The 17,349-nt window shown below is 69.6% G+C and carries 18 protein-coding genes; 3 read left to right on the top strand and 15 right to left on the bottom strand.

What is annotated here, in order from left to right; all coding sequences use genetic code 11:
• The first annotated feature begins 93 nt into the window (after positions 1-93).
• The gene (locus tag J4573_RS11475; protein ID WP_208255345.1) at positions 94-486 is read left to right on the top strand and encodes a DUF1801 domain-containing protein; all 393 of its coding nucleotides are present in this window, start codon (positions 94-96) and stop codon (positions 484-486) included.
• Between the two features lie 365 nt (positions 487-851).
• Here J4573_RS11475 and J4573_RS11470 read toward each other — a convergent pair whose 3' ends face one another.
• The 10 genes from J4573_RS11470 to J4573_RS11425 are packed head-to-tail and all read right to left on the bottom strand — an operon-like array spanning position 852 to position 9,422.
• The gene (locus J4573_RS11470) at positions 852-2,300 is read right to left on the bottom strand and encodes an aldehyde dehydrogenase (protein ID WP_208255344.1); all 1,449 of its coding nucleotides are present in this window, start codon (positions 2,298-2,300) and stop codon (positions 852-854) included.
• 12 nt (positions 2,301-2,312) lie between these two features.
• Positions 2,313-2,627: a hypothetical protein gene (locus J4573_RS11465; RefSeq protein WP_208255343.1), complete on the bottom strand. Its 315-nt coding sequence runs from the start codon at positions 2,625-2,627 to the stop codon at positions 2,313-2,315.
• Positions 2,628-3,929, bottom strand: coding sequence for a metal-dependent hydrolase family protein (locus J4573_RS11460; RefSeq protein WP_208255342.1), 1,302 nt, complete (start codon positions 3,927-3,929; stop codon positions 2,628-2,630).
• Positions 3,926-4,294, bottom strand: a complete 369-nt coding sequence (locus J4573_RS11455) for a hypothetical protein (protein ID WP_208255341.1) — start codon at positions 4,292-4,294, stop codon at positions 3,926-3,928. The genes J4573_RS11460 and J4573_RS11455 overlap by 4 nt, the downstream gene beginning before the upstream one ends.
• 5 nt (positions 4,295-4,299) lie before the next feature.
• Positions 4,300-5,571, bottom strand: coding sequence for an aromatic ring-hydroxylating oxygenase subunit alpha (locus J4573_RS11450; protein ID WP_208255340.1), 1,272 nt, complete (start codon positions 5,569-5,571; stop codon positions 4,300-4,302).
• Positions 5,572-5,579: 8 nt separating this feature from the next.
• Positions 5,580-6,437, bottom strand: a complete 858-nt coding sequence (locus J4573_RS11445) for a TauD/TfdA dioxygenase family protein (RefSeq protein WP_208255339.1) — start codon at positions 6,435-6,437, stop codon at positions 5,580-5,582.
• Positions 6,434-6,769, bottom strand: coding sequence for a hypothetical protein (locus tag J4573_RS11440; protein WP_208255338.1), 336 nt, complete (start codon positions 6,767-6,769; stop codon positions 6,434-6,436). Before J4573_RS11440 ends, J4573_RS11445 begins: the two co-directional genes overlap by 4 nt.
• A 5-nt stretch (positions 6,770-6,774) precedes the next feature.
• Positions 6,775-8,031 (bottom strand): aromatic ring-hydroxylating oxygenase subunit alpha, encoded by a 1,257-nt coding sequence (locus tag J4573_RS11435; protein WP_208255337.1) that lies wholly within the window; start codon positions 8,029-8,031, stop codon positions 6,775-6,777.
• A 1-nt stretch (position 8,032) separates the two neighbouring features.
• Entirely contained in the window at positions 8,033-8,665 is a 633-nt protein-coding gene (locus J4573_RS11430) for a carboxymuconolactone decarboxylase family protein (RefSeq protein ID WP_208255336.1), read from the bottom strand.
• Positions 8,666-8,678: 13 nt separating this feature from the next.
• Positions 8,679-9,422, bottom strand: coding sequence for an SDR family NAD(P)-dependent oxidoreductase (locus J4573_RS11425; protein WP_208255335.1), 744 nt, complete (start codon positions 9,420-9,422; stop codon positions 8,679-8,681).
• A 202-nt stretch (positions 9,423-9,624) separates the two neighbouring features.
• On the opposite strand from J4573_RS11425, the gene J4573_RS11420 reads away from it, so the two are divergent.
• Positions 9,625-10,206, top strand: a complete 582-nt coding sequence (locus J4573_RS11420) for a TetR/AcrR family transcriptional regulator (protein ID WP_208255334.1) — start codon at positions 9,625-9,627, stop codon at positions 10,204-10,206.
• On the opposite strand, the gene J4573_RS11415 is transcribed toward J4573_RS11420, so the two are convergent.
• The 4 genes from J4573_RS11415 to J4573_RS11400 are packed head-to-tail and all read right to left on the bottom strand — an operon-like array spanning position 10,193 to position 14,520.
• On the bottom strand, positions 10,193-10,795 hold the full coding sequence (locus J4573_RS11415) for a TetR/AcrR family transcriptional regulator (protein ID WP_208255333.1): 603 nt from the start codon (positions 10,793-10,795) through the stop codon (positions 10,193-10,195). The two genes, J4573_RS11420 and J4573_RS11415, sit on opposite strands and share 14 nt — an antisense overlap.
• A gap of 1 nt (position 10,796) precedes the next feature.
• On the bottom strand, positions 10,797-12,488 hold the full coding sequence (locus tag J4573_RS11410; RefSeq protein ID WP_208255332.1) for a nitric oxide reductase activation protein NorD: 1,692 nt from the start codon (positions 12,486-12,488) through the stop codon (positions 10,797-10,799).
• Positions 12,485-13,342: a CbbQ/NirQ/NorQ/GpvN family protein gene (locus tag J4573_RS11405; protein WP_208255331.1), complete on the bottom strand. Its 858-nt coding sequence runs from the start codon at positions 13,340-13,342 to the stop codon at positions 12,485-12,487. The genes J4573_RS11410 and J4573_RS11405 overlap by 4 nt, the downstream gene beginning before the upstream one ends.
• Positions 13,342-14,520, bottom strand: a complete 1,179-nt coding sequence (locus J4573_RS11400; RefSeq protein ID WP_208255330.1) for a spirocyclase AveC family protein — start codon at positions 14,518-14,520, stop codon at positions 13,342-13,344. Before J4573_RS11400 ends, J4573_RS11405 begins: the two co-directional genes overlap by 1 nt.
• 163 nt (positions 14,521-14,683) lie before the next feature.
• Between J4573_RS11400 and J4573_RS11395 the strand changes: the two genes are divergently transcribed.
• Positions 14,684-16,222 (top strand): AMP-binding protein, encoded by a 1,539-nt coding sequence (locus J4573_RS11395; protein ID WP_208255329.1) that lies wholly within the window; start codon positions 14,684-14,686, stop codon positions 16,220-16,222.
• Here the strand turns inward: J4573_RS11395 and J4573_RS11390 are convergent.
• A complete protein-coding gene (locus J4573_RS11390) occupies positions 16,203-17,252 on the bottom strand; it encodes a ferredoxin--NADP reductase (RefSeq protein ID WP_208255328.1) in 1,050 nt (349 codons plus the stop codon). The genes J4573_RS11395 and J4573_RS11390 overlap by 20 nt on opposite strands.
• Positions 17,253-17,349: the final 97 nt, after the last annotated feature.

Below are 17,349 nucleotides of genomic sequence, written 5' to 3'. Positions count from 1 at the left end.
ACGCCTGCTGACCCGGCCCGCCGCATCGTCAGGTGGCCGTCGACGGCCCTGGAAGCCCGCGCTTCCAGGGCCGTCGCGTGTGAGACTCGGGGCATGACCACTCTGGCTCAGCTGCGTAAGACCGCTTTCCGTCTCCCTGAGGTCGAAGAGGGCACTCATTTCGGCATGGTCGCCTTTTCCGTGCGCGGCAAGGGATTTGCTTCCATCTCGAAGGACGGCCAGGTGCAGGTGCAACTGCCGGTGGACGAGATGAAGGCCGCCTTGGCCGCGCATCCGAGCGGTGAAGAACTGGCCCGGAACGGCAAGCCGATAGGTTTCCGCGTGCCGCTGGACGACATCGACGGCAAGGATCTGAACGCTCTGGTCCGAGCCTCATGGCTCCACCGTGCTCCACGGCAATTGGCTGAGACGCTGGTCAGCGCGGAAGCGGGCGATGACTCCGACGGCTCCGACGGCTCAGACGGCGATCTGCCTGACTCGCCCTGACTCGGCAGCGCGCCCGTGCCGCGCGGTTCCTTTGGACCGGTGCATCCGCCGGGGCCCCTACCGGCGAACTACAGGCGAGAGGCTCACGTTCTCGAGCGGAGACTCTCGAGTCCGTCAGATGAGGTCGGAAGCGCGGGGGTGCTCATGGAGAAATGGCTGATTACCTACACAATGGAGGAACGCGGGGTCCTCTGGGACTCGCAGGACCCCCATTGGTCGTGGGAAGTGGACGTAGAAAGCGAGCACTTGACCGGGGAAGCGGTCGATCAGCTTCTCCGTGACCTGGTATCTGAGAAGACCAGTGGAATGGGCACCTACGTTCGCGGCGCGCGGGTGGGTGATGCCCCCTCCGCCGTTCCCGAGGATTAGCCCCGGCCGGTGGAGATCGCCTTGGTGTCCAGGAAGGCGTCTATGCCTTCCGGGCCCCATTCCCGGCCGTGGCCGCTGGCCTTGACGCCTCCGAAAGGTGCGGCCGGGTCCATGCTGTAGGGCTGGTTGACGCCGAACGAGCCGCTGCGGACCTGGTGGGCGACGCGCAGGCCACGGTCGAGGTCGGGGGTCCAGACCGACCCGGACAGGCCATAGGGCGTGCCGTTCGCGATCGCGACGGCATCGCTCTCCCGGTCGTACGGGATGACGGTGAGGACCGGGCCGAAGATCTCCTCCTGCGCGATGCGCATGCCGTTGTCGACGTCGGTGAAGAGCGTGGGCCGGACGTACCAGCCGCGTTCCACGCCCGGCGGGAGGTCGGCGCCGCCGGTGACCAGGCGGGCTCCCTCCCGCTGCCCGAGGCTGATGTACGAGCGGACGCGTTCTTGCTGGCGCCGGGCGACCAGGGGACCCAGCTGCGTCGCGGGGTCGGTCGGGTCGCCCAGCTGGAGGGACTCGACCATCGCGGTGAGCGCGTCGACGAAGGCGACGGCGCGGGAACGAGGGACGAGGATCCGCGTCTGGGCCACGCACGCCTGGCCGCCGTTCATGAGACCCGCGACCTTGACGCCGTCGGCAACGTGAGCCGGGTCGGCGTCGTCCAGGACGATGGCGGAGGACTTGCCGCCGAGCTCCAGGGAGACCCGCTTGAGGTCCGCGCCGCAGGCGGCGGCGACCTTCCGCCCGGCGGCGGTGGAGCCGGTGAAGGTGACCTTGTCCACGCCGGGGTGGCGGACCAGGTGGTCGCCGATTTCGCGGTCGCCGGCCAGGACGCTGACCGTGCCCGGCGGGAGATCGAGGTTCTCCAGGAGCTCGGCCATCAGGTGGGCGTCCAGTGGAGTCTCCGGCGCCGGTTTGAGGACGACCGTACAGCCTGCCAGGAGGGCCGGGACGAGCTTGGCCACGATGAGGAACACCGGCATGTTCCACGGGATGATCGCGGCCACGACTCCCATGGGCTCCTTGCGGACGGTGACGTCCTGCCCGAGGAAGCCCGGACGGGTCTCCTCCCAGCGGTGACGGTCGGCGAGGTCGGCCATGGCGCGCATCATGACCAGGGGGAGTGTGGCGTGCGCCGAGGTGGAGAACGTGATCGGGGCGCCCATCTCGGCCGTGACGATCTGGGCCATGTCGTGACGGCGCGGCTCGTACAGCTTGGCGAGCCGCCGTACGGCGTAGACGCGTTCGCTGGGATGCAGGCGCGGCCACGGCCCTTCGTCGAACGCGCGCCGCGCGGCGGTCACCGCGCGGTCCACGTCCCGCGGGCCGGGCGCGGGGACCTGCGCGATCACCTGCTCGGTGTGCGGGGACACGACGTCGATGGTGCGGTCGGTGCTCGGTGTCTCCCAGCGGCCCCCGATGAAGAGACGGTCCTCTTTCTGCACGGTTCCTCCGGCTCAGACTGTGTGGATCTCCCGGAAATACCGGATCGTCGGGGGCGGGTCCGTCGCGACGCCGACGGGCGGTGACAGCGTGCCGGACCGGCCGGCGTCGGCGACCTGGGCCCGGACGGCCTCGAGGTCCTCGGCGTCGATCTCGTAGATCGCGACGAACGGGCCGTCGTCGCCCAGCGGCGCGAACCTGCGGGCCGACACGATCCCCTTGATCCCGGCCATCTCGCGCATGTGGGTGTCGTTGTACCACTCGTGGTAGGCGGCGGCCTGCTCGGGCGAGCCGGGCCGGGATTCGACGTACAGGATCCCCTTGGGCATCTACTCGTCTCCCTCGTGCTTGTGAATGACGCCGTCCTTCATCACCAGCCGCACGTCCTGCAGCGCGGTGATGTCCTGGGCGGGATCGCCGGGCACGGCGATGATGTCGGCGAGCAGGCCGGGCGCCAGGCGGCCCCGATCGTCGGCGCCGATCAGCTCGGCACTGGTGACGGTGGCGGCGCGGATGGCCTGCATGGGGGTCATGCCGCGATCGACCAGCGCCCACAGCTCCTTGGCGTTGTCGCCGTGCGGGACGGCCGGGGCGTCCGTACCACAGGCGATCTTCACGCCAGCGGCGATGGCCTTGCCGAGCATCCGCCGCGCCTGTGGAAAGACCTCGGCGGCCTTGCGCTGCAGAGCGGGCGCCGCCCTGGAGACGTCCAGGCCCTCCGACAGGTAACTGGTCGGGACGAGGAACGTGCCGTGGTCGACCATCATCTGGATGGTCTCGTCGGTGGCGAGCGACCCGTGCTCGATGCAGTCGACACCGGCACGGACGCAGGCGCGGATCCCGGCGTCCCCGTGGGCGTGGGCCGCGACCGGCAGGCCCGCGCGGTGGGCCTCGTCGACGATGGCGGCGAGTTCCTCGTCGGAGTACTGCTGCGCGCCCGCGGCGGTGCTGTGGGACATCACGCCGCCCGACGCCGAGATCTTGATGACCTGCGCGCCGTACTTGATCTGGTAGCGGACCGCCTTGCGGACCTCGGGGACGCCGTTCGCGATCCCCTCCTCGACGCTCAGCGGCATGATGTGCGGCGCGATCCGCTGGAACATGGTCGGGTCGAGGTGGCCGCCGGTCGGGGTGATGGCGTGCCCGGCGGAGACGATGCGGGGCCCCTGCGCCCAGCCCTGGTCGATGGCGCGGGCCAGGTCCACGTCCAGCAGGTAACCGCCGGTCTTCACCATCAGCCCGAGGTTGCGGACGGTGGTGAAACCGGCGAGCAGGGTCGTGCGGGCGTTCACCGTGCCCCGCAACGTCCGGTAGACGGGGTCGTCGGTCACGCCGTGCTGCGGGCTCGGCAGGCCGGTGGGGTTCTCCGGGCCGCCGATGAGCAGGTTGATCTCCATGTCCATCAGGCCGGGCAGCAGGGTCGCCTCGCCCAGGTCGATCTCGACCGCGACAGAGGACGGCACGTCCGGCGGATTCACGGCGGTGATGAGGTTGCCCTCCACCACGATCACCGCCGGTGAACGGACCCGCCCGGCGTCGACGTCGATCCAGCGGGCCGCCCGCAGCACCGTCGGGCCCGAGGTCACGTGCGGGGCCGCGCCCGAGGCCGCGCCCGAGATCGCGCCCGTCACGGGCCCGGCTCGATGACGCAGTGGAGCGTGGCGGAGGCGGCGTCGGGGACGCGCTGCTGCGACCACACCTCGACCGGGAACGACACGGTGATCATCGAATAGAGCAGGCGCATCAGGTTCGTCGCGTCCTCGGGCAGGTCGTCGATCGGGAAACGGTCGCAGTAGGCGATGGCGTCCTCGGCCCGCGCGGTGATCGCGTCGTAGAACGCCTGCATGTCGGGCATCGAGCCGGCCAGGCGCTTGGCGTACCGTTCGGGCTCGGTCGCCAGGCACCAGTCGCCCGCGTACGGCTCCAGGTCGGCGAACTCGGCGGGCAAGGCCGGCGGGGCGGGCAGGGCGGGCAGGGAGGGCGGCTTCACGGTCATCGGGCTCACGCTCCCGCCAGGTTTCGCCGGTGGTCCTCGACCCAGTCGGCCGCGACCTTGTGCAGGTGCCGGCAGAGGATCTCCTGGTCGCAGAGCGGGAACGCGGTCACCGCTCGCGACTCCAGCATCGACTGGGTCGCCTCCAGCGTGCTGGCGTCCTGCAGCCCGTACTCCTTGAACGTGGCCGCCGCCATCTCGCGGGCGACGCGCTCGCGGGCGTTCGTGGACGGAACGAAGTAGAGGTTGCCCTCGAAGATGTGGGTGTTATAGCTCGTGGGCCAGTAGTGGTACGTCAGGTACCAGCCGCCGGACCAGATGAGGATCGTGAAGTTCGGCCACAGCTGGAACGAGTCCAGCCCCCACGGATCGCAGCCGGCCGGGTTGAGGCCGACGGGCATCTTCTCCATGCCGAGGTCCGGCTCGTCCCACGGCCCGAACAGACCGCTGCGTGTGATGTCCTCCATGGGTTTGCGCATGTCGCCGGGCAGTTCCCACGTGATGACGCCGGACGTGCTGACCAGGCGGTGCGGGCCTTCGAGACGGTAGTGCGGTGCCTCGAAGCCCGCCTGCTGCGCGGCCGCCGAGAACTTGGCCGGTGACTGCGAACCGTGCAGAACGGCCGCGTGGTAGAACTCCTGGAACGCGTCCATGTAGAGCTTCCAGTTGGCGCCGACCTCCGAGCGGTAACACCAGCGTTCGGTCATCTTCTCGAACGGGTAACCGTCCAGATTGGTGATCATCGGGCCGAGGAAGTCGTGCAGGGTCTGCTCGGGCTCGGCGGCCAGGTTGATGAAGATGAACCCGGACCAGACGTCGCAGTGCACGGGCACGAGCCCGTAGTCCTGCTTGTCGAGGTCGAAGAACTCGCCCTCCTGCTGGACGAAGTTGAGCTGTCCGTCCAGGCCGTAGCGCCAGCCGTGGTATTTGCAGGTGAACTGCCTGCACATGCCGGAGGTCTCTTCGCGGGGGAGGTCGTTCCAGACGAGCTTGTTGCCCCGGTGGCGGCAGATGTTGTGGAACGCGCGGACCTCGCCGCCGGTGTCCCTAACGATGATCACCGAGGTCTTGGCGGCCTGGATCTCCTTGGTGAAGTAACTTCCGGTACGCGGCAGCTGCTCGACGCGCCCGACGTTCAGCCAGGCGCGTCCGAAGATCGCCTTGCGTTCCAGCTCGAAGTACTCCGGGGAGATCGAGTCCTCGTACGGCATCGGGGCCGTGCCCAGCTCGGGGTAGTGCTCTGTCCAGCTGCCCTCGGGTGGTTTGGGCCAACGCGGCATGGTTCCTCCTACTGGATCGGTTCGTCGCCCAGGACGGTGGTGCGGAGCATCTCCCGCGGCGACGCGGAGTCGTAGGGTGCCGCGCGATGGATGACCCCGCGGTTGTCCCAGATGACGGTGTCGCCGACCGACCACGTGTGCCGGTAGACGCGTTCGGGCGCGGTGCAGCGTTCGAGCAGGTCGTCCAGCAGCGCCCGGCCCTCGCCGGGGTCCATGTCCACGATGTGGTCGGTGGACGCCCCGAGCACCAGCGACCTACGTCCCGAACGGTGCGTCCAGACCAGCGGGTGCTCCTTGACCGGCCGGCGTCGCCACACGGCCAGCTGCTCCGGGCTGGGCTCGGGGGTCACCAGGCGTTGCGAGGCTTCGAGGGAGTGGACCACGCGCAGCGAGCCGATCCGCTCCTGCTCCTCGGCGGTGAGCTCGTCGTAGGCGGCGTACGTGCTGGCGAACTCGGTCTCGCCGCCGCTGCTCGCCACGGCCTTCGCGGTGAGCATCGTCGCCTTCTGCGGGTACGCGTCGTCCGCCGGGGTGCATCCGTCGATGTGCCAGTCGAACGTGGCGCGCAGATACCCGGCCGAGGAGTTCTTGGAGGTGTCGAGGCTGACCCGGTAGATCCCCTCGACGGGGTGGTGGCCGGGGGAGACGTCGACGTCCCCGAGCCTGCGGCAGAACGCCACCTGAGTCTCGGGATCCAGATGCAGGTCACGGAAGACCAGGACGCCGTGTTCCTCCAGCGCGTCCATGACCGCTCCGGGCAGGGCGTCGTCGTGCATCAGACGGTCGCGGTCGACGCCCGCGATCTCGGCGCCGATCGAGTGGCCGAGGCGGTCGGCCGTCATCGAGGCGGGGACGCGGCCGCTCACGGGATGGGCTCCTTCACGCGGATGATCTCGGCGTCGGCGGCGTCGGTCGCCTTGGGCTGCTGGAACACCTCGATCGCCATCGCGATCATGACCAGCGCGTACACCAGCCACAGCAGCCGCAGGGCGTCCTCGGGCAGGTCGTCGAGCGGGAACTTGTCGCAGTAGGCGATCGCCTCCTCCAGCCGGGGGAAGAAGGCGTCATAGAACTCCTGCATCTCGGCCATCGAACTGTTCAGGCGCCGCTCGTAACGCCGCGTCTCGGTCTCCAGCGACCAGATCTCGGCGAAGCGTTCGAGCTCGGCGAACTCGGCGGGCAGCAGGGCTGCGGCCATCGTCGTCACACCTCCGCGGGTTCGCGCCGGTAGTCGTCGACCCAGTCGGCGACGACCTTGTGGAAATGCCGGACGAGGATCTCCTGGTCGCTCAGCGGAGAGGCGGTGACGATCCCCGATTCGAGCGCGGTCTGCGTGCCGGTGAGCATCCCGGCGTCCTGCAGCGCGAAGTCCTTGAACACCACCGCCGCGACCTCGTGCTCCACCCGTTCGTGAACGGTCGTGGCGGGCTGGAAGCAGAGCATCCCCTCGAACCGGTGGGTGTTGTGGGACGTCGGCCAGTAGCGGTACAGCAGGTACCAGCCCCGGTAGATGAGGATCTCCAGGTTGGGGAAGATCTGGAAGTTGTCGATCCCCCAGGGGTCGATGCGGCCGGGGTTGAGGCCCGGGGGCATCTCGCCGAGTTCCGGCGACTCCCAGGGGCCGACCAGGCCGCTGCGGGTGACGCGTTCGATCGGATACATGTACTCGGGCGGCAGCGTCCAGCGGCGTGCGCCGCCCGAGCTGGTCATGCGATGGGGACCGTCGATCTGGAAGTGCGCGCACTCGAAACCGGCGCCGGGTTGGCGTACCTCGGCCGGAACCTGCTGCGGATGCAGCGCCGGAACGTGGTAGTACTCCTGGAACGCGTCAGCGAAGATCTTCCAGTTGCTGCGGTTGTCGGCGGTGAACTCGTACCACTCGGTCATCCGGTCGAACGGGTAACCGTCCAGGCCCGTGATCATCGGACCGAGGAAGTCGCGCAGGCTCTGCTCGGGCTCGGCGGCCAGGTTGATGAAGATGAACCCGGCCCACACATCGCAATGGACGGGCACGAGCCCGAAGTCCTGCTTGTCGAGGTCGAAGAACTCGCCCTCCTGCTGGATGAACTTGAGCTGTCCGTCCAGGCCGTAGCGCCAGCCGTGGTATTTGCAGGTGAACTGCCTGCACATGCCGGAGGTCTCTTCGCGGGGGAGGTCGTTCCAGACGAGCTTGTTGCCCCGGTGGCGGCAGATGTTGTGGAACGCGCGGACCTCGCCGCCGGTGTCCCTAACGATGATCACCGAGGTCTTGGCGGCCTGGATCTCCTTGGTGAAATAGCTTCCGGTACGAGGTAGCCGCTCAACGCGGCCCACGTTCAGCCAGGCCCGTTTGAAGATGGCCTCGCGTTCCAGCTCGAAGAACTCCGGGGACGTCGAGTCCTCGAACGAGATCGGCTCGGTCCCGAGGCCGGGATAGTGCTCGGTCCAGCTGCCTTCCGCAGGCTTCGGCCAACGACCCATGTCACTCCTCGCTTTCGGGCAGTCGGGTTGGCATCTCTGCGCGCATGTCGGGGTCAAGCTCCAGGCCGACGCTGTTGAAGACCATCGCCAGGCACAGGTAGGAGCCCACGACGAACGGCACCTCCAGCAGCTGACGGGCGTCCAGGTGCGTCTCCAGCGCGGCCCAGGTCGCGTCGCCGATCGCACATCGGTCGATCAGCTGGTCGGCCGCGTGCAGGAGCAGCGCTTCGAGGTGCGTCCACGGGCCGGTCCCGGCCCAGCCGTCTCCGCCCGGCCCGGTGTCTGCGAGCGCCTCGATCTGCTCGGCGGTCACGCCCAGCCGGGCCGCGATCCGCGCGTGCTGGACCCACTCGTAGACCGAGCCGGTCCGCCACGCCACCCGCAGGATCATCAGCTCGCGGTGGCAGGGCTCCAGCGTCGGGTCGTCCAGCAGGACGCCGTTGTAGTTGAGCCAGGCGCCGGCGAGCCGGGCATGATGCCCGAGCACGCCCAGGACGTTCGGCATCCGGGGCGCGCCGGGCGCACCGGACAGGTACTGGTCGATCCGCTTCACGTGACCGCGCAGCTGGGTGCGGGTCGGCTCGTCCCACTGCTCGGGTGCCAGCGGAGCCAGCCGCGGCGATGCAGGGCTCATCTGACCGCGCCCCTCATATGACAGCGCCGCCGTTCACGCCGAGCACCTGCCCGGTGATGAACCCGGCCTCCTCCGAGCAGAGGAAGACGCAGGCGGCGGCGATGTCGTCGCCCGTGCCGAGATGGCCGACCGGGATCGCCCGTGCCATCACCTCGGAGTCGGGCAGGTGACCGTCGGCCTGGGAGGCGCGGGACATCGGGGTGTCGATGCCGGACGGCGGGACGTTGTTGACGGTGATGCCCATCGGGGCGTACTCGCGCGCCAGCGCCTTGGTCATGGCGATGACGCCGCCCTTGGACGCGGTGTAGTGCACCATGCCGGGCGAGCCGCGCTGGGCGCTGGACGAGGAGATCGTGACGATCCGGCCCCACCGCGCCCGCATCATGTCGGGGATCGCGGCCTGGACCACGTTGAACGTCCCGGTCAGGTTCACCTCGATGACCCGGTGCCAGGACTCGGCGGTGATGGCGGTGAACGGGTCGAAGGCGACCAGGCCGGCGCTGGTGACGACGATCTCGACGGGCCCGAGGTCGGCGCGGACCTTGCGCAGCGCCTCGTCGATCGCCGCCCGGTCGGTGACGTCGGCCTGGCACGCCAGCGCCCGCGCGCCCCGGCCCTGGAGCTCCTCGGCGGCCCGCTGCGCGGCCGGGCCGTCGACGTCGAGCACGGCGACCCTGTCACCGCGCCGGGCAAGCTGCCGGCAGATGGAAAGGCCCATCCCCGACGCCCCGCCCGTCACCACCGCGACCCTCGGCATGCACGCTCCTCATTTCACTTGCTCTGTGCTATTAATCGAGTGATTAATAAGGTTTGTATGACAGGGGTGAATGCGTGTCAAGGGTGTCTTGGTAGGTGATCTCTCAATAGGCGAGAATCACCTTTCGTGGTCGTCTGAAAGCTTTAAGTGACGATCGGACGCCGATAGACTCGACCGGCGCCGAGCAGGGGAGGTGGGCTTCATGGAGGACTCCACGACCCGTACCGCGATCCTCGACGCGACCCAGCAGATCATGCTGGAGGACGGTTACGCCGCCGTGAGCTCACGGCGCGTGGCCGACAAGGCGGGCGTCAATTCCGCGCTCGTCTACTACTACTTCGGCACCATGGACGACCTGTTCATCGCGACGTTCCAGCGCGGCGCCGAGCAGTCGTACCGGCGGCAGGTCGAGGCGCTCTCGTCCGACCAGCCGCTGTGGGCGCTCTGGGAGATGATCCACGACGCGCCGCGCACCGCGCTCACCATGGAGTTCGTGGCGCTCGCCAACCATCGCAAGGCGATCCGGAGCGAGATCACCAGATCGTCCCAGCGGTTCCGGGCGATGCACCTGGAGGCCGCGTCGAAGGTCATGGCGAAGAGCCCGCCGGGCCCGGACCTGCCGTCTCCCGAGGCGATCGTCCTGCTCATGTCCAGCGTCTCCCGCTTCCTGCTGATGGAGCAGGCCTTCGAGGTGTCCACCGGGCACGCCGAGATGATCGCCCACGTCGAGGACCACCTGCGGCGGATCGAGGGCGAGCGCCGTACCGCCCTCAGGGACGCTTGATCGCCGACATGTACATCTCCAGGACGGGCCGGTAGAGGTCGACGTCGCCGAGGCGGCTCTCCAGCACGACCGCGTCGCTGGTGGCGATGATCAGGTGCGCGAACGTCAGGGCGGGGATCGTCAGCGTCCCGCCGAAGCGCGCGATGCCGTCCTCGATGAACCGCGCCAGGCTCTCCGCGGCCTCCATCCTCTTGGCCGTCACCCGCTCGCGCGCCTCGGGGTTGCGCAGCAGGTAGAGGGCGAGCTCGTGGCTCAGCGCGGCACGTTCGGCACCGCGGTCCTGGCCGAGCCCGCGCCACAGCTCGGCGACCTCGTCCAGCTCGCGCGCTCCGAGCTCGGTCACCGCCGACACCACTTCGGTGAAGCTGTCGATGTAGCGGCGCCAGTGCCGGTCGCTGACTTCCAGGAACAGGTCCTCTTTGGTGCCGAAGTGCTTGTAAATGGCGCCTTTGGTGAAGCCGGCCGCATAAGCGATGTCGTCGAGGGTCGCCTGCGCGAAGCCTTTCTCGGCGAACACCTCCTCGGCCGCGTCCAGGAGCAGTGAACGGGTGTGGTCGCGCCGCCGTTCCCTCGTCCAGCGTTCCACCATGTCAGCGATTATGCAGCAGCGGCGCGGCGAGCTGCCTGAGGGAGCCCAGGAACAGCTCGTCCATCCGCGGGCTGAGTTCGGCCAGCGTCGCGGCGCCGGCGTGGGCGGCGGAGCCGAAGGAGCGTTCGAGGACATCGGTGGCGGTCGTGCCTATGGAAAGGCAGAGGCAGGCGATCCCGTCGAGGCGCAGTTCTTCGAGTGCCTTGCGAACATCAGCCTCCGCGTATCGGCCTTCATAGCCGTCGTCGTAGGGAAATCCATCCGAAAGGACGAGCAGTAGCCGATGTGGTGTTCCGGCTTCGGTTTTGAGGATCTCGCCCGCGCCGCGGATGCCCGCGCCGAGGCGGGTGTAGCCGGACGGCTGGAGCTGGTTGAGCCGGGCTCGCCCGAGGGCGTCGAACCGTTGCCCGAACGTCTTGATGGCGGGCAACTGGACGGCATGGCGGCCCTGCGACCGGAACGCGTAGACGGCGACGCGGTCACCGAGCTCTTCGAGCGTCGCCGCCAGTGTCGCGGCCGCCCGCCGTTGGTGGTCGTGGACCGCGAGCCCGCCGTGATCGGCGTCGGCGGCCGACCCGGACGCGTCGACCAGGACGAGGACGCCGAGCTCCCGCGCGAGCTTGCGGCGGTCCAGGTAGACGTTCTCGGGTGGCGAGTGTCCCGAGCGCACGTCGACGAACAGGTCGATGAGCGCCTCGACGTCGATCTCGTCGCCGTCCGGACGGCCGCGCAGGATCCTCGGGCCGAGGCCGATGCGGGCCAGGCGTCGCCGCAGCACGTCATCGTGCGGGACCCCGGCGGCGGCGATGTCGGCGGCGGCGGTCAGCGGGAAGCCGACGACCCGGCACCAGCCGGGCCGGTAGCGGTCGTTGTAGACGTCCCACTCCGGATGGAGCGCGGCCCCCACGCCGAGGGCGGCGCCGGGCTTGCCGTCGTCGGCGAAACGGATCGGCGTGGGAAGGGGACGGGCGTGCTCCCCGACCCGTTCCGACCGCCGTACGGAGCGGACCCGCAGCTCCGTACCGGCGGCGCCTTCCCCGGAGGTTCGTGAGCCGCCGAGCAGCTTGCGGAGATAGTCGCCGAGGGTGCGTGAGGCGAACAGCGGATTCTCGAACAGCTTGAGGATGCGGCTCTCTCCGGACTGCTCCTGGTCGCCGTCGTCATCGGCTTCGGGCAAGTCGATGGGATCGAACTCCAGGCGCAGTTCCTTGTCGCCGGCCCGCGCACCCGGCCCCTCCGGAGCAGCCAGCAGCCGCGAAGGCTTGATCGCCCCGAACCACTCCGGCGGATCGGGCACCTTCCCGCGCCCTCTGGCCAGCTCCAGAGACTCCGCAGCGCTCGCGGTTCCCGGGTCTCCAGCGGGACGGATCGCGGCGGCGACCGGGTAGTGCTCCGCGAGTTCGGCGAGCACCCTGCGACCTTCGAGGGTCAGATAGCGGCGCGCGACCGCCGGTCGTGACCAGAGCGCCTTCGCCCACTGCCGGTCCAGGCTCCCCGCGCCGAGCAGCGCACTCTGGACGACGGTCTCGCGGCGCTGCTCGGCGACGGAACCACCGGCCGACACGAAGACGACCCGGCCGTTGGTATGAGCGGCCTCACCGGTCCTCGCCTCCGCGACATCGACGGACCTGCCGGCGATGGCGGTGGCGAGGAACCGGAACCGGCCGGGGCCGCCCTGATCGAGATCGGTCATGTCGTCGGCGGGGCGGGCAGGACGGAGTCGGCCAGTTCTCCGAGGGCGCGGACCACGTCCGGGTCGTCGGACAGGACCTGGACGACGGCCGCCTGGACGGCGCCGCGCAGGCTCAGTCCGTGCGCGACGAGACAGCCCGCGAGGATCAGCATCCGGGTGGAGGCCACCTCGCGCAGCGGCGAGCCGTCCAGCCTCCGGATGACGCCGCCGAACGCGACCAGCGCACCCGCCGTCTCGGCGTCGATCCCCGCCTCGTGCGCGACGACCTGCGCCTCGACCTCGGTGGGCGGGAAGCCGAGCTCGATGGCGACGAACCGCTGCCGCGTCGACTCCTTGATGTTCTTCAGCACGCTCTGGTAGCCGGGGTTGTAGGAGATCACCAGCTGGAACCCGGGTGCCGCCGACAGGGTCGTGCCGAGCCGGTCGAGGGCGAGCTCGCGGCGGTGGTCGGCGAGCGGATGGATGACCACGACGGTGTCCTGGCGTGCCTCCACCACCTCGTCCAGGTAGCAGATGGCGCCCTCGCGCACGGCCCGGGTGAGCGGCCCGTCCACCCAGACGGTCTCGCCGCCCTTGAGCAGGAACCGGCCCACCAGGTCCGCCGACGTCATGTCCTCATGCCCCGCGATCGTGATCAGATCACGGCCGAGCTCGTGGGCCATGGCCTCCACGAAGCGGGTCTTGCCGCATCCGGTGGGCCCCTTCAGCAGCACCGGCAGCCCGCCGCCCGCAGCCGCGCGGAAGATCTCGGCCTCGTCGCCGACCGCCCGGTAGAACGGCGCCCCCGCTTCCGCCCCCGCCTCCGTCCCCGCTTCCGCCACCGAGTCCGCGACAGCGGCCTGATCGGTCAGCATCAGCGGCCCTTGTCGAACGGGACGATCGTCGGCAGCTTCCGGTTCTCCGGCGGAACGACCTTGCCGTCCGGGCCGATGTTCGCCGATCCCGGACCGGGGATCGGCAGCGCCGGGTCGGGGCACAGCCGCCCGGTCCCGTCACCGCAGATGCCGCTGGTGAAGTACGAGCGCTTCTGGATGTCGGTGGGCCAGGAGTCGGCGTGCATCGCGAACCACTGCACCGGGACGTTGTAGAAGACGAAGAACAGCGCGCTGCTCGCCGCGAAGATCGCCAGGAAGCGGGTGGCCTGCTGCCGCACCATGCCGCCCCGGACGCGTTCCAGGCCCCGCTCCACGAACGACCGGCCGCGGTCGTCGGTGAAGTAGCGCAGCGCGCACAGGCCCGCCTGGACGCCGCCCCACATCATCCCTTCGTAGAGCGGCCACTGGTAGTAGTGGCCGGCGTTGATGGACAGGGACCTGATCGCGCCGGGGTAGGTGAACAGCCCCATCGGCATGAGGAACAGGCCCTCCATGAAGAAGTCGAACACGAACGTCCACACCGCCACGACGCAGATCAGTCCGAGGTTGCTGATCCCCGGCCATCGCGCCTTGACCCGCCGCATCACCCAGCAGCCGAGCATCGTGCACAGCAGGACGCCGTAGGAGTAGCCGGGCGCGTTCATCAGCAGCGGCTCGGCCATCATGTGGCCCGGTTCGCCGAACGAGCGCCAGCCCGGGATGTCCTGCGTCCACGAGCCCATGTTCCAGAGCCAGCTGTTGTAGGTGCACCAGGTGTTGAAGTAGTTCAGGAGCGGATCCTGGAAGAACAGCAGGCCGAAGGACACCAGGAGCATCCCGTCGAGCGTGATCCGCCGCTCCCGCCGCCACGGCCTGACGATGAAGAACCAGAGTCCGACCGGGAATCCGATCAGGGTGACGGCGGTCCACGTGGTGAGGACCACCTTCATCAGCGTCGGGGGATCGCTCGGGCCCGCGGGCACCCGCTCGAAGTGCGGCCCGCTGACCCAGCGGATCCAGACGTAGAGCTGGAGGAGGAGGATCGCGGCGCCGATGACGGTCCAGATCTGGACGGGCTTGCTCTTGGACGGGACGGCGGCGCCGGCTGCGGCGGCCGCGTCGCGGGTCTCGGTGAGGGTGGGGGAGGAGGTCTTGTCCGGGTCCGGCTGTCCGCTCACGACACTGTCTCCTTCTGGATCGCTGTCGTACGGCTTCGGAATCCGTCTGGCCGAAAAGATACTCGTAAGAATCTGAGAGGGGAACCGGTATCGACGCTCGACATGGAATCTATCTTCTCGACATGAGAGAGTACAGTTCTCATTCCTGAGAAGGAGGCCGCTGATGCGTGCGATCCCCGCCGAACTCGCCGCCCGGTACGAGGCGGAGGGCTGGTGGACACGGGAGACGATCGGGGATCTGCTGGCCCGCGGCCTGGAGAGGGCGCCCGGGACCGCGTTCCGCGTGCACTCGGACGTGCGCCCGTGGGCGGGGACGTTCAGCGACGTCGAGGAGACGGCGCGCAGGCTGGCCGGCGGCCTGCGCGAACGCGGCGTCGTCCCCGGTGACGTGGTCGCCTTCCAGCTGCCCAACTGGATGGAGGCCGCCGCGGTCTTCTGGGCCTCGGCCTTCCTCGGCGCGGTCGTGGTGCCGATCGTCCACTTCTACGGCCGTAAGGAGGTCGGCTACATCCTGGACGCGGTCAAGCCGCGCGTGTTCGTGACGGCCGAGCGGTTCGGGCGGATGGAGTACGACGCGGACCTGTGCGCCGCGGTGCCCGTGGTCGGCGTCGTGGGGCGCGACTTCGAGGAGCTGCTCGCCGCCGAGCCGATGGCCGGCGCGCTCGCGACCGACCCGGCCGGGCCCGCGCTCATCGCGTTCACCTCCGGCACGACGCGCGACCCGAAGGGCGTCGTGCACAGCCACCAGACGCTCGGCTTCGAGACGCGGCAGCTCGCGGAGATGTTCCCGCCCGATCGTGGGGAGCAGCTCACCGCGGCCCCGGTCGGCCATTTCATCGGCATGGTGAACGCGTTCCTCATCCCGGTGCTCGACGGCACGCCGGTCAACCTCGCCGACGTCTGGGACCCGGGACGCGTCCTCGCGCTGATGGCCGGTGAGGGGCTCACCGTGGGCGGCGGCGCGACATATTACATGACCAGCCTCGTCGACCATCCCGACTTCACGCCCGCGCACCTGCGGCACATGAGGTACGCGGGGCTCGGCGGGTCGTCGGTCCCGGCGGCGGTCACGCGGCGGCTGGCGGCGTTCGGGATCACCGTGTTCCGCTCGTACGGCAGCACCGAGCACCCGTCGATCACCGGCACGCGGCACACCGCGCCCGAGGACAAGCGGCTCTACACCGACGGCAGGCCCCGGCGCGGCGTGGAGATGCGGCTGGCCGAGGACGGCGAGATCCTCAGCCGCGGCCCCGACCTGTGCCTCGGCTACACCGACGCGGCCCTCACCGAGAAGGCCTTCGACGCCGACGGCTGGTACCGCACCGGCGACATCGGCGAACTCGACGACGACGGCTACCTCACGATCACCGACCGCAAGGCCGACATCATCATCCGCGGCGGCGAGAACATCGGCGCGCTGGAGGTCGAGGACGTGCTCCTCGGCATGCCGGGCGTCGCCGAGGTCGCGGTGGTCTCGGTCCCCGATCCGCGCCTGGGGGAACGGGCCGCCGCCGTCATCCGGACCAAGCCGTCCGCCCCCGCCCCCACGCTGGAGAGCATGCGCGCCCACCTGGAGAAGGCGGGCCTGGCCAGGCAGAAGTGGCCCGAGGAGATCCACCTGCGCGACGACTTTCCGCGCACCGCGAGCGGCAAGGTCCAGAAGTTCCTGCTGCGCAAGGACATCACTCGTACACCACGGTGACCGAGTCGCCGTCGGGGATGCCCTGGCAGGTGAGGACGTAGCCCTCGGCGACCTCCTCCTCGGTCAGCGCGTCGTTGACCCGCATCGTCGCGGTGCCCTCGGTCAGCTTGGCCATGCACGTCGCGCAGTTGCCCGCCTCGCAGGAGAACGGCGGCGCGAGACCCGCCCGCCGGGCGCTCTGCAGCAACGTCTCGTTCGGGCGCCGCCGCACCGTGACGCGCTGCTTGCCGAGCACGATCGTCGTCGTCGGCGTGCCGCCGCCCGAGGCCGAGCCGCCTGAGTCCGTGCCGCTGCCCGAATCCGTGCCGTTGGACGACGGCTCGGGGGCGGGCGGGAGAGGCGCGGGCGTGCCGAAGCGTTCGGCGAACGTGCGGCCCGGGCCCGGCAGCGCCTCGGCGACCAGGTCCATGAACGGCTCGGGCCCGCACAGGTAGGAGTCGGCGGCGCCGTCGGGCCCGACGAACGCGCGGACGGCATCCGCGTCGAGCAGCCCGCGTTCGTCGTCGAAGTGACGGACCACGCTGAGGCGGCCGGCGTGGCGGCCGATGAGGTCGTCGAGGGCGTCCAGGAAGATCGCCGAGTCGCGGTCGCGGTCGGCGCACAGCAGGCGCACGGGCCGGTCGGTCGTCGCGAGGGCGCTCTTGACCAGCGACAGGATCGGGGTGATGCCGCTGCCGCCGCAGAACCCGAGCAGTGGCCCCTCGGCGGGGCGCAGGCAGAAGACCCCCATGGGCCGGGTCACCTCGACCTCGTCGCCCTCGGCGACGTTGTCGTGCAGCCAGTTGGAGACCCGGCCGCCGGGCACCCGCTTGACGGTCGTCATCAGCTCGTCGTCGGTCTCCGGCGCGCTCGACATCGAGTACGAGCGCAGCAGTTCCGCGCCGTTCACCCGCACCCGGAAGGTGCAGAACTGGCCGGCCCGGTAGGAGAACGGCCCCTCACACGGAGCGAGCACGAACGTGCTGGTGTCCGCCGTCTCGCGGACGATCCGGGTGACCGTCGCCCGCTGGAACAGAGGAGGTCTCGGCATGTCGGACTCCCTGTGATACGAGGATTCTACTCAAGTGAGAATACTATTCTCATTCAGGTAGAGGGAGTCCATCGACGGGATCGCCCGCGTCGCCAGG

This window comes from Actinomadura barringtoniae (genome assembly GCF_017573505.1).
GTDB classification, from domain to species: Bacteria; Actinomycetota; Actinomycetes; order Streptosporangiales; family Streptosporangiaceae; genus Spirillospora; species Spirillospora barringtoniae.
This window is presented reverse-complemented; position numbering and strand designations above follow the sequence as displayed.

Bases quoted from the DNA above. Each gene is read 5' to 3' on its own strand.
- J4573_RS11475 (WP_208255345.1), top strand. From the start codon at position 94: ATGACCACTCTGGCTCAGCTGCGTAAGACCGCTTTCCGTCTCCCTGAG.
- J4573_RS11465 (WP_208255343.1), bottom strand. From the start codon at position 2,627: ATGCCCAAGGGGATCCTGTACGTCGAATCCCGGCCCGGCTCGCCCGAG.
- J4573_RS11455 (WP_208255341.1), bottom strand. From the start codon at position 4,294: ATGACCGTGAAGCCGCCCTCCCTGCCCGCCCTGCCCGCCCCGCCGGCC.
- J4573_RS11450 (WP_208255340.1), bottom strand. From the start codon at position 5,571: ATGCCGCGTTGGCCCAAACCACCCGAGGGCAGCTGGACAGAGCACTAC.
- J4573_RS11440 (WP_208255338.1), bottom strand. From the start codon at position 6,769: ATGGCCGCAGCCCTGCTGCCCGCCGAGTTCGCCGAGCTCGAACGCTTC.
- J4573_RS11435 (WP_208255337.1), bottom strand. From the start codon at position 8,031: ATGGGTCGTTGGCCGAAGCCTGCGGAAGGCAGCTGGACCGAGCACTAT.
- J4573_RS11430 (WP_208255336.1), bottom strand. From the start codon at position 8,665: ATGAGCCCTGCATCGCCGCGGCTGGCTCCGCTGGCACCCGAGCAGTGG.
- J4573_RS11425 (WP_208255335.1), bottom strand. From the start codon at position 9,422: ATGCCGAGGGTCGCGGTGGTGACGGGCGGGGCGTCGGGGATGGGCCTT.
- J4573_RS11420 (WP_208255334.1), top strand. From the start codon at position 9,625: ATGGAGGACTCCACGACCCGTACCGCGATCCTCGACGCGACCCAGCAG.
- J4573_RS11415 (WP_208255333.1), bottom strand. From the start codon at position 10,795: ATGGTGGAACGCTGGACGAGGGAACGGCGGCGCGACCACACCCGTTCA.
- J4573_RS11410 (WP_208255332.1), bottom strand. From the start codon at position 12,488: ATGACCGATCTCGATCAGGGCGGCCCCGGCCGGTTCCGGTTCCTCGCC.
- J4573_RS11405 (WP_208255331.1), bottom strand. From the start codon at position 13,342: ATGCTGACCGATCAGGCCGCTGTCGCGGACTCGGTGGCGGAAGCGGGG.
- J4573_RS11395 (WP_208255329.1), top strand. From the start codon at position 14,684: ATGCGTGCGATCCCCGCCGAACTCGCCGCCCGGTACGAGGCGGAGGGC.
- J4573_RS11390 (WP_208255328.1), bottom strand. From the start codon at position 17,252: ATGCCGAGACCTCCTCTGTTCCAGCGGGCGACGGTCACCCGGATCGTC.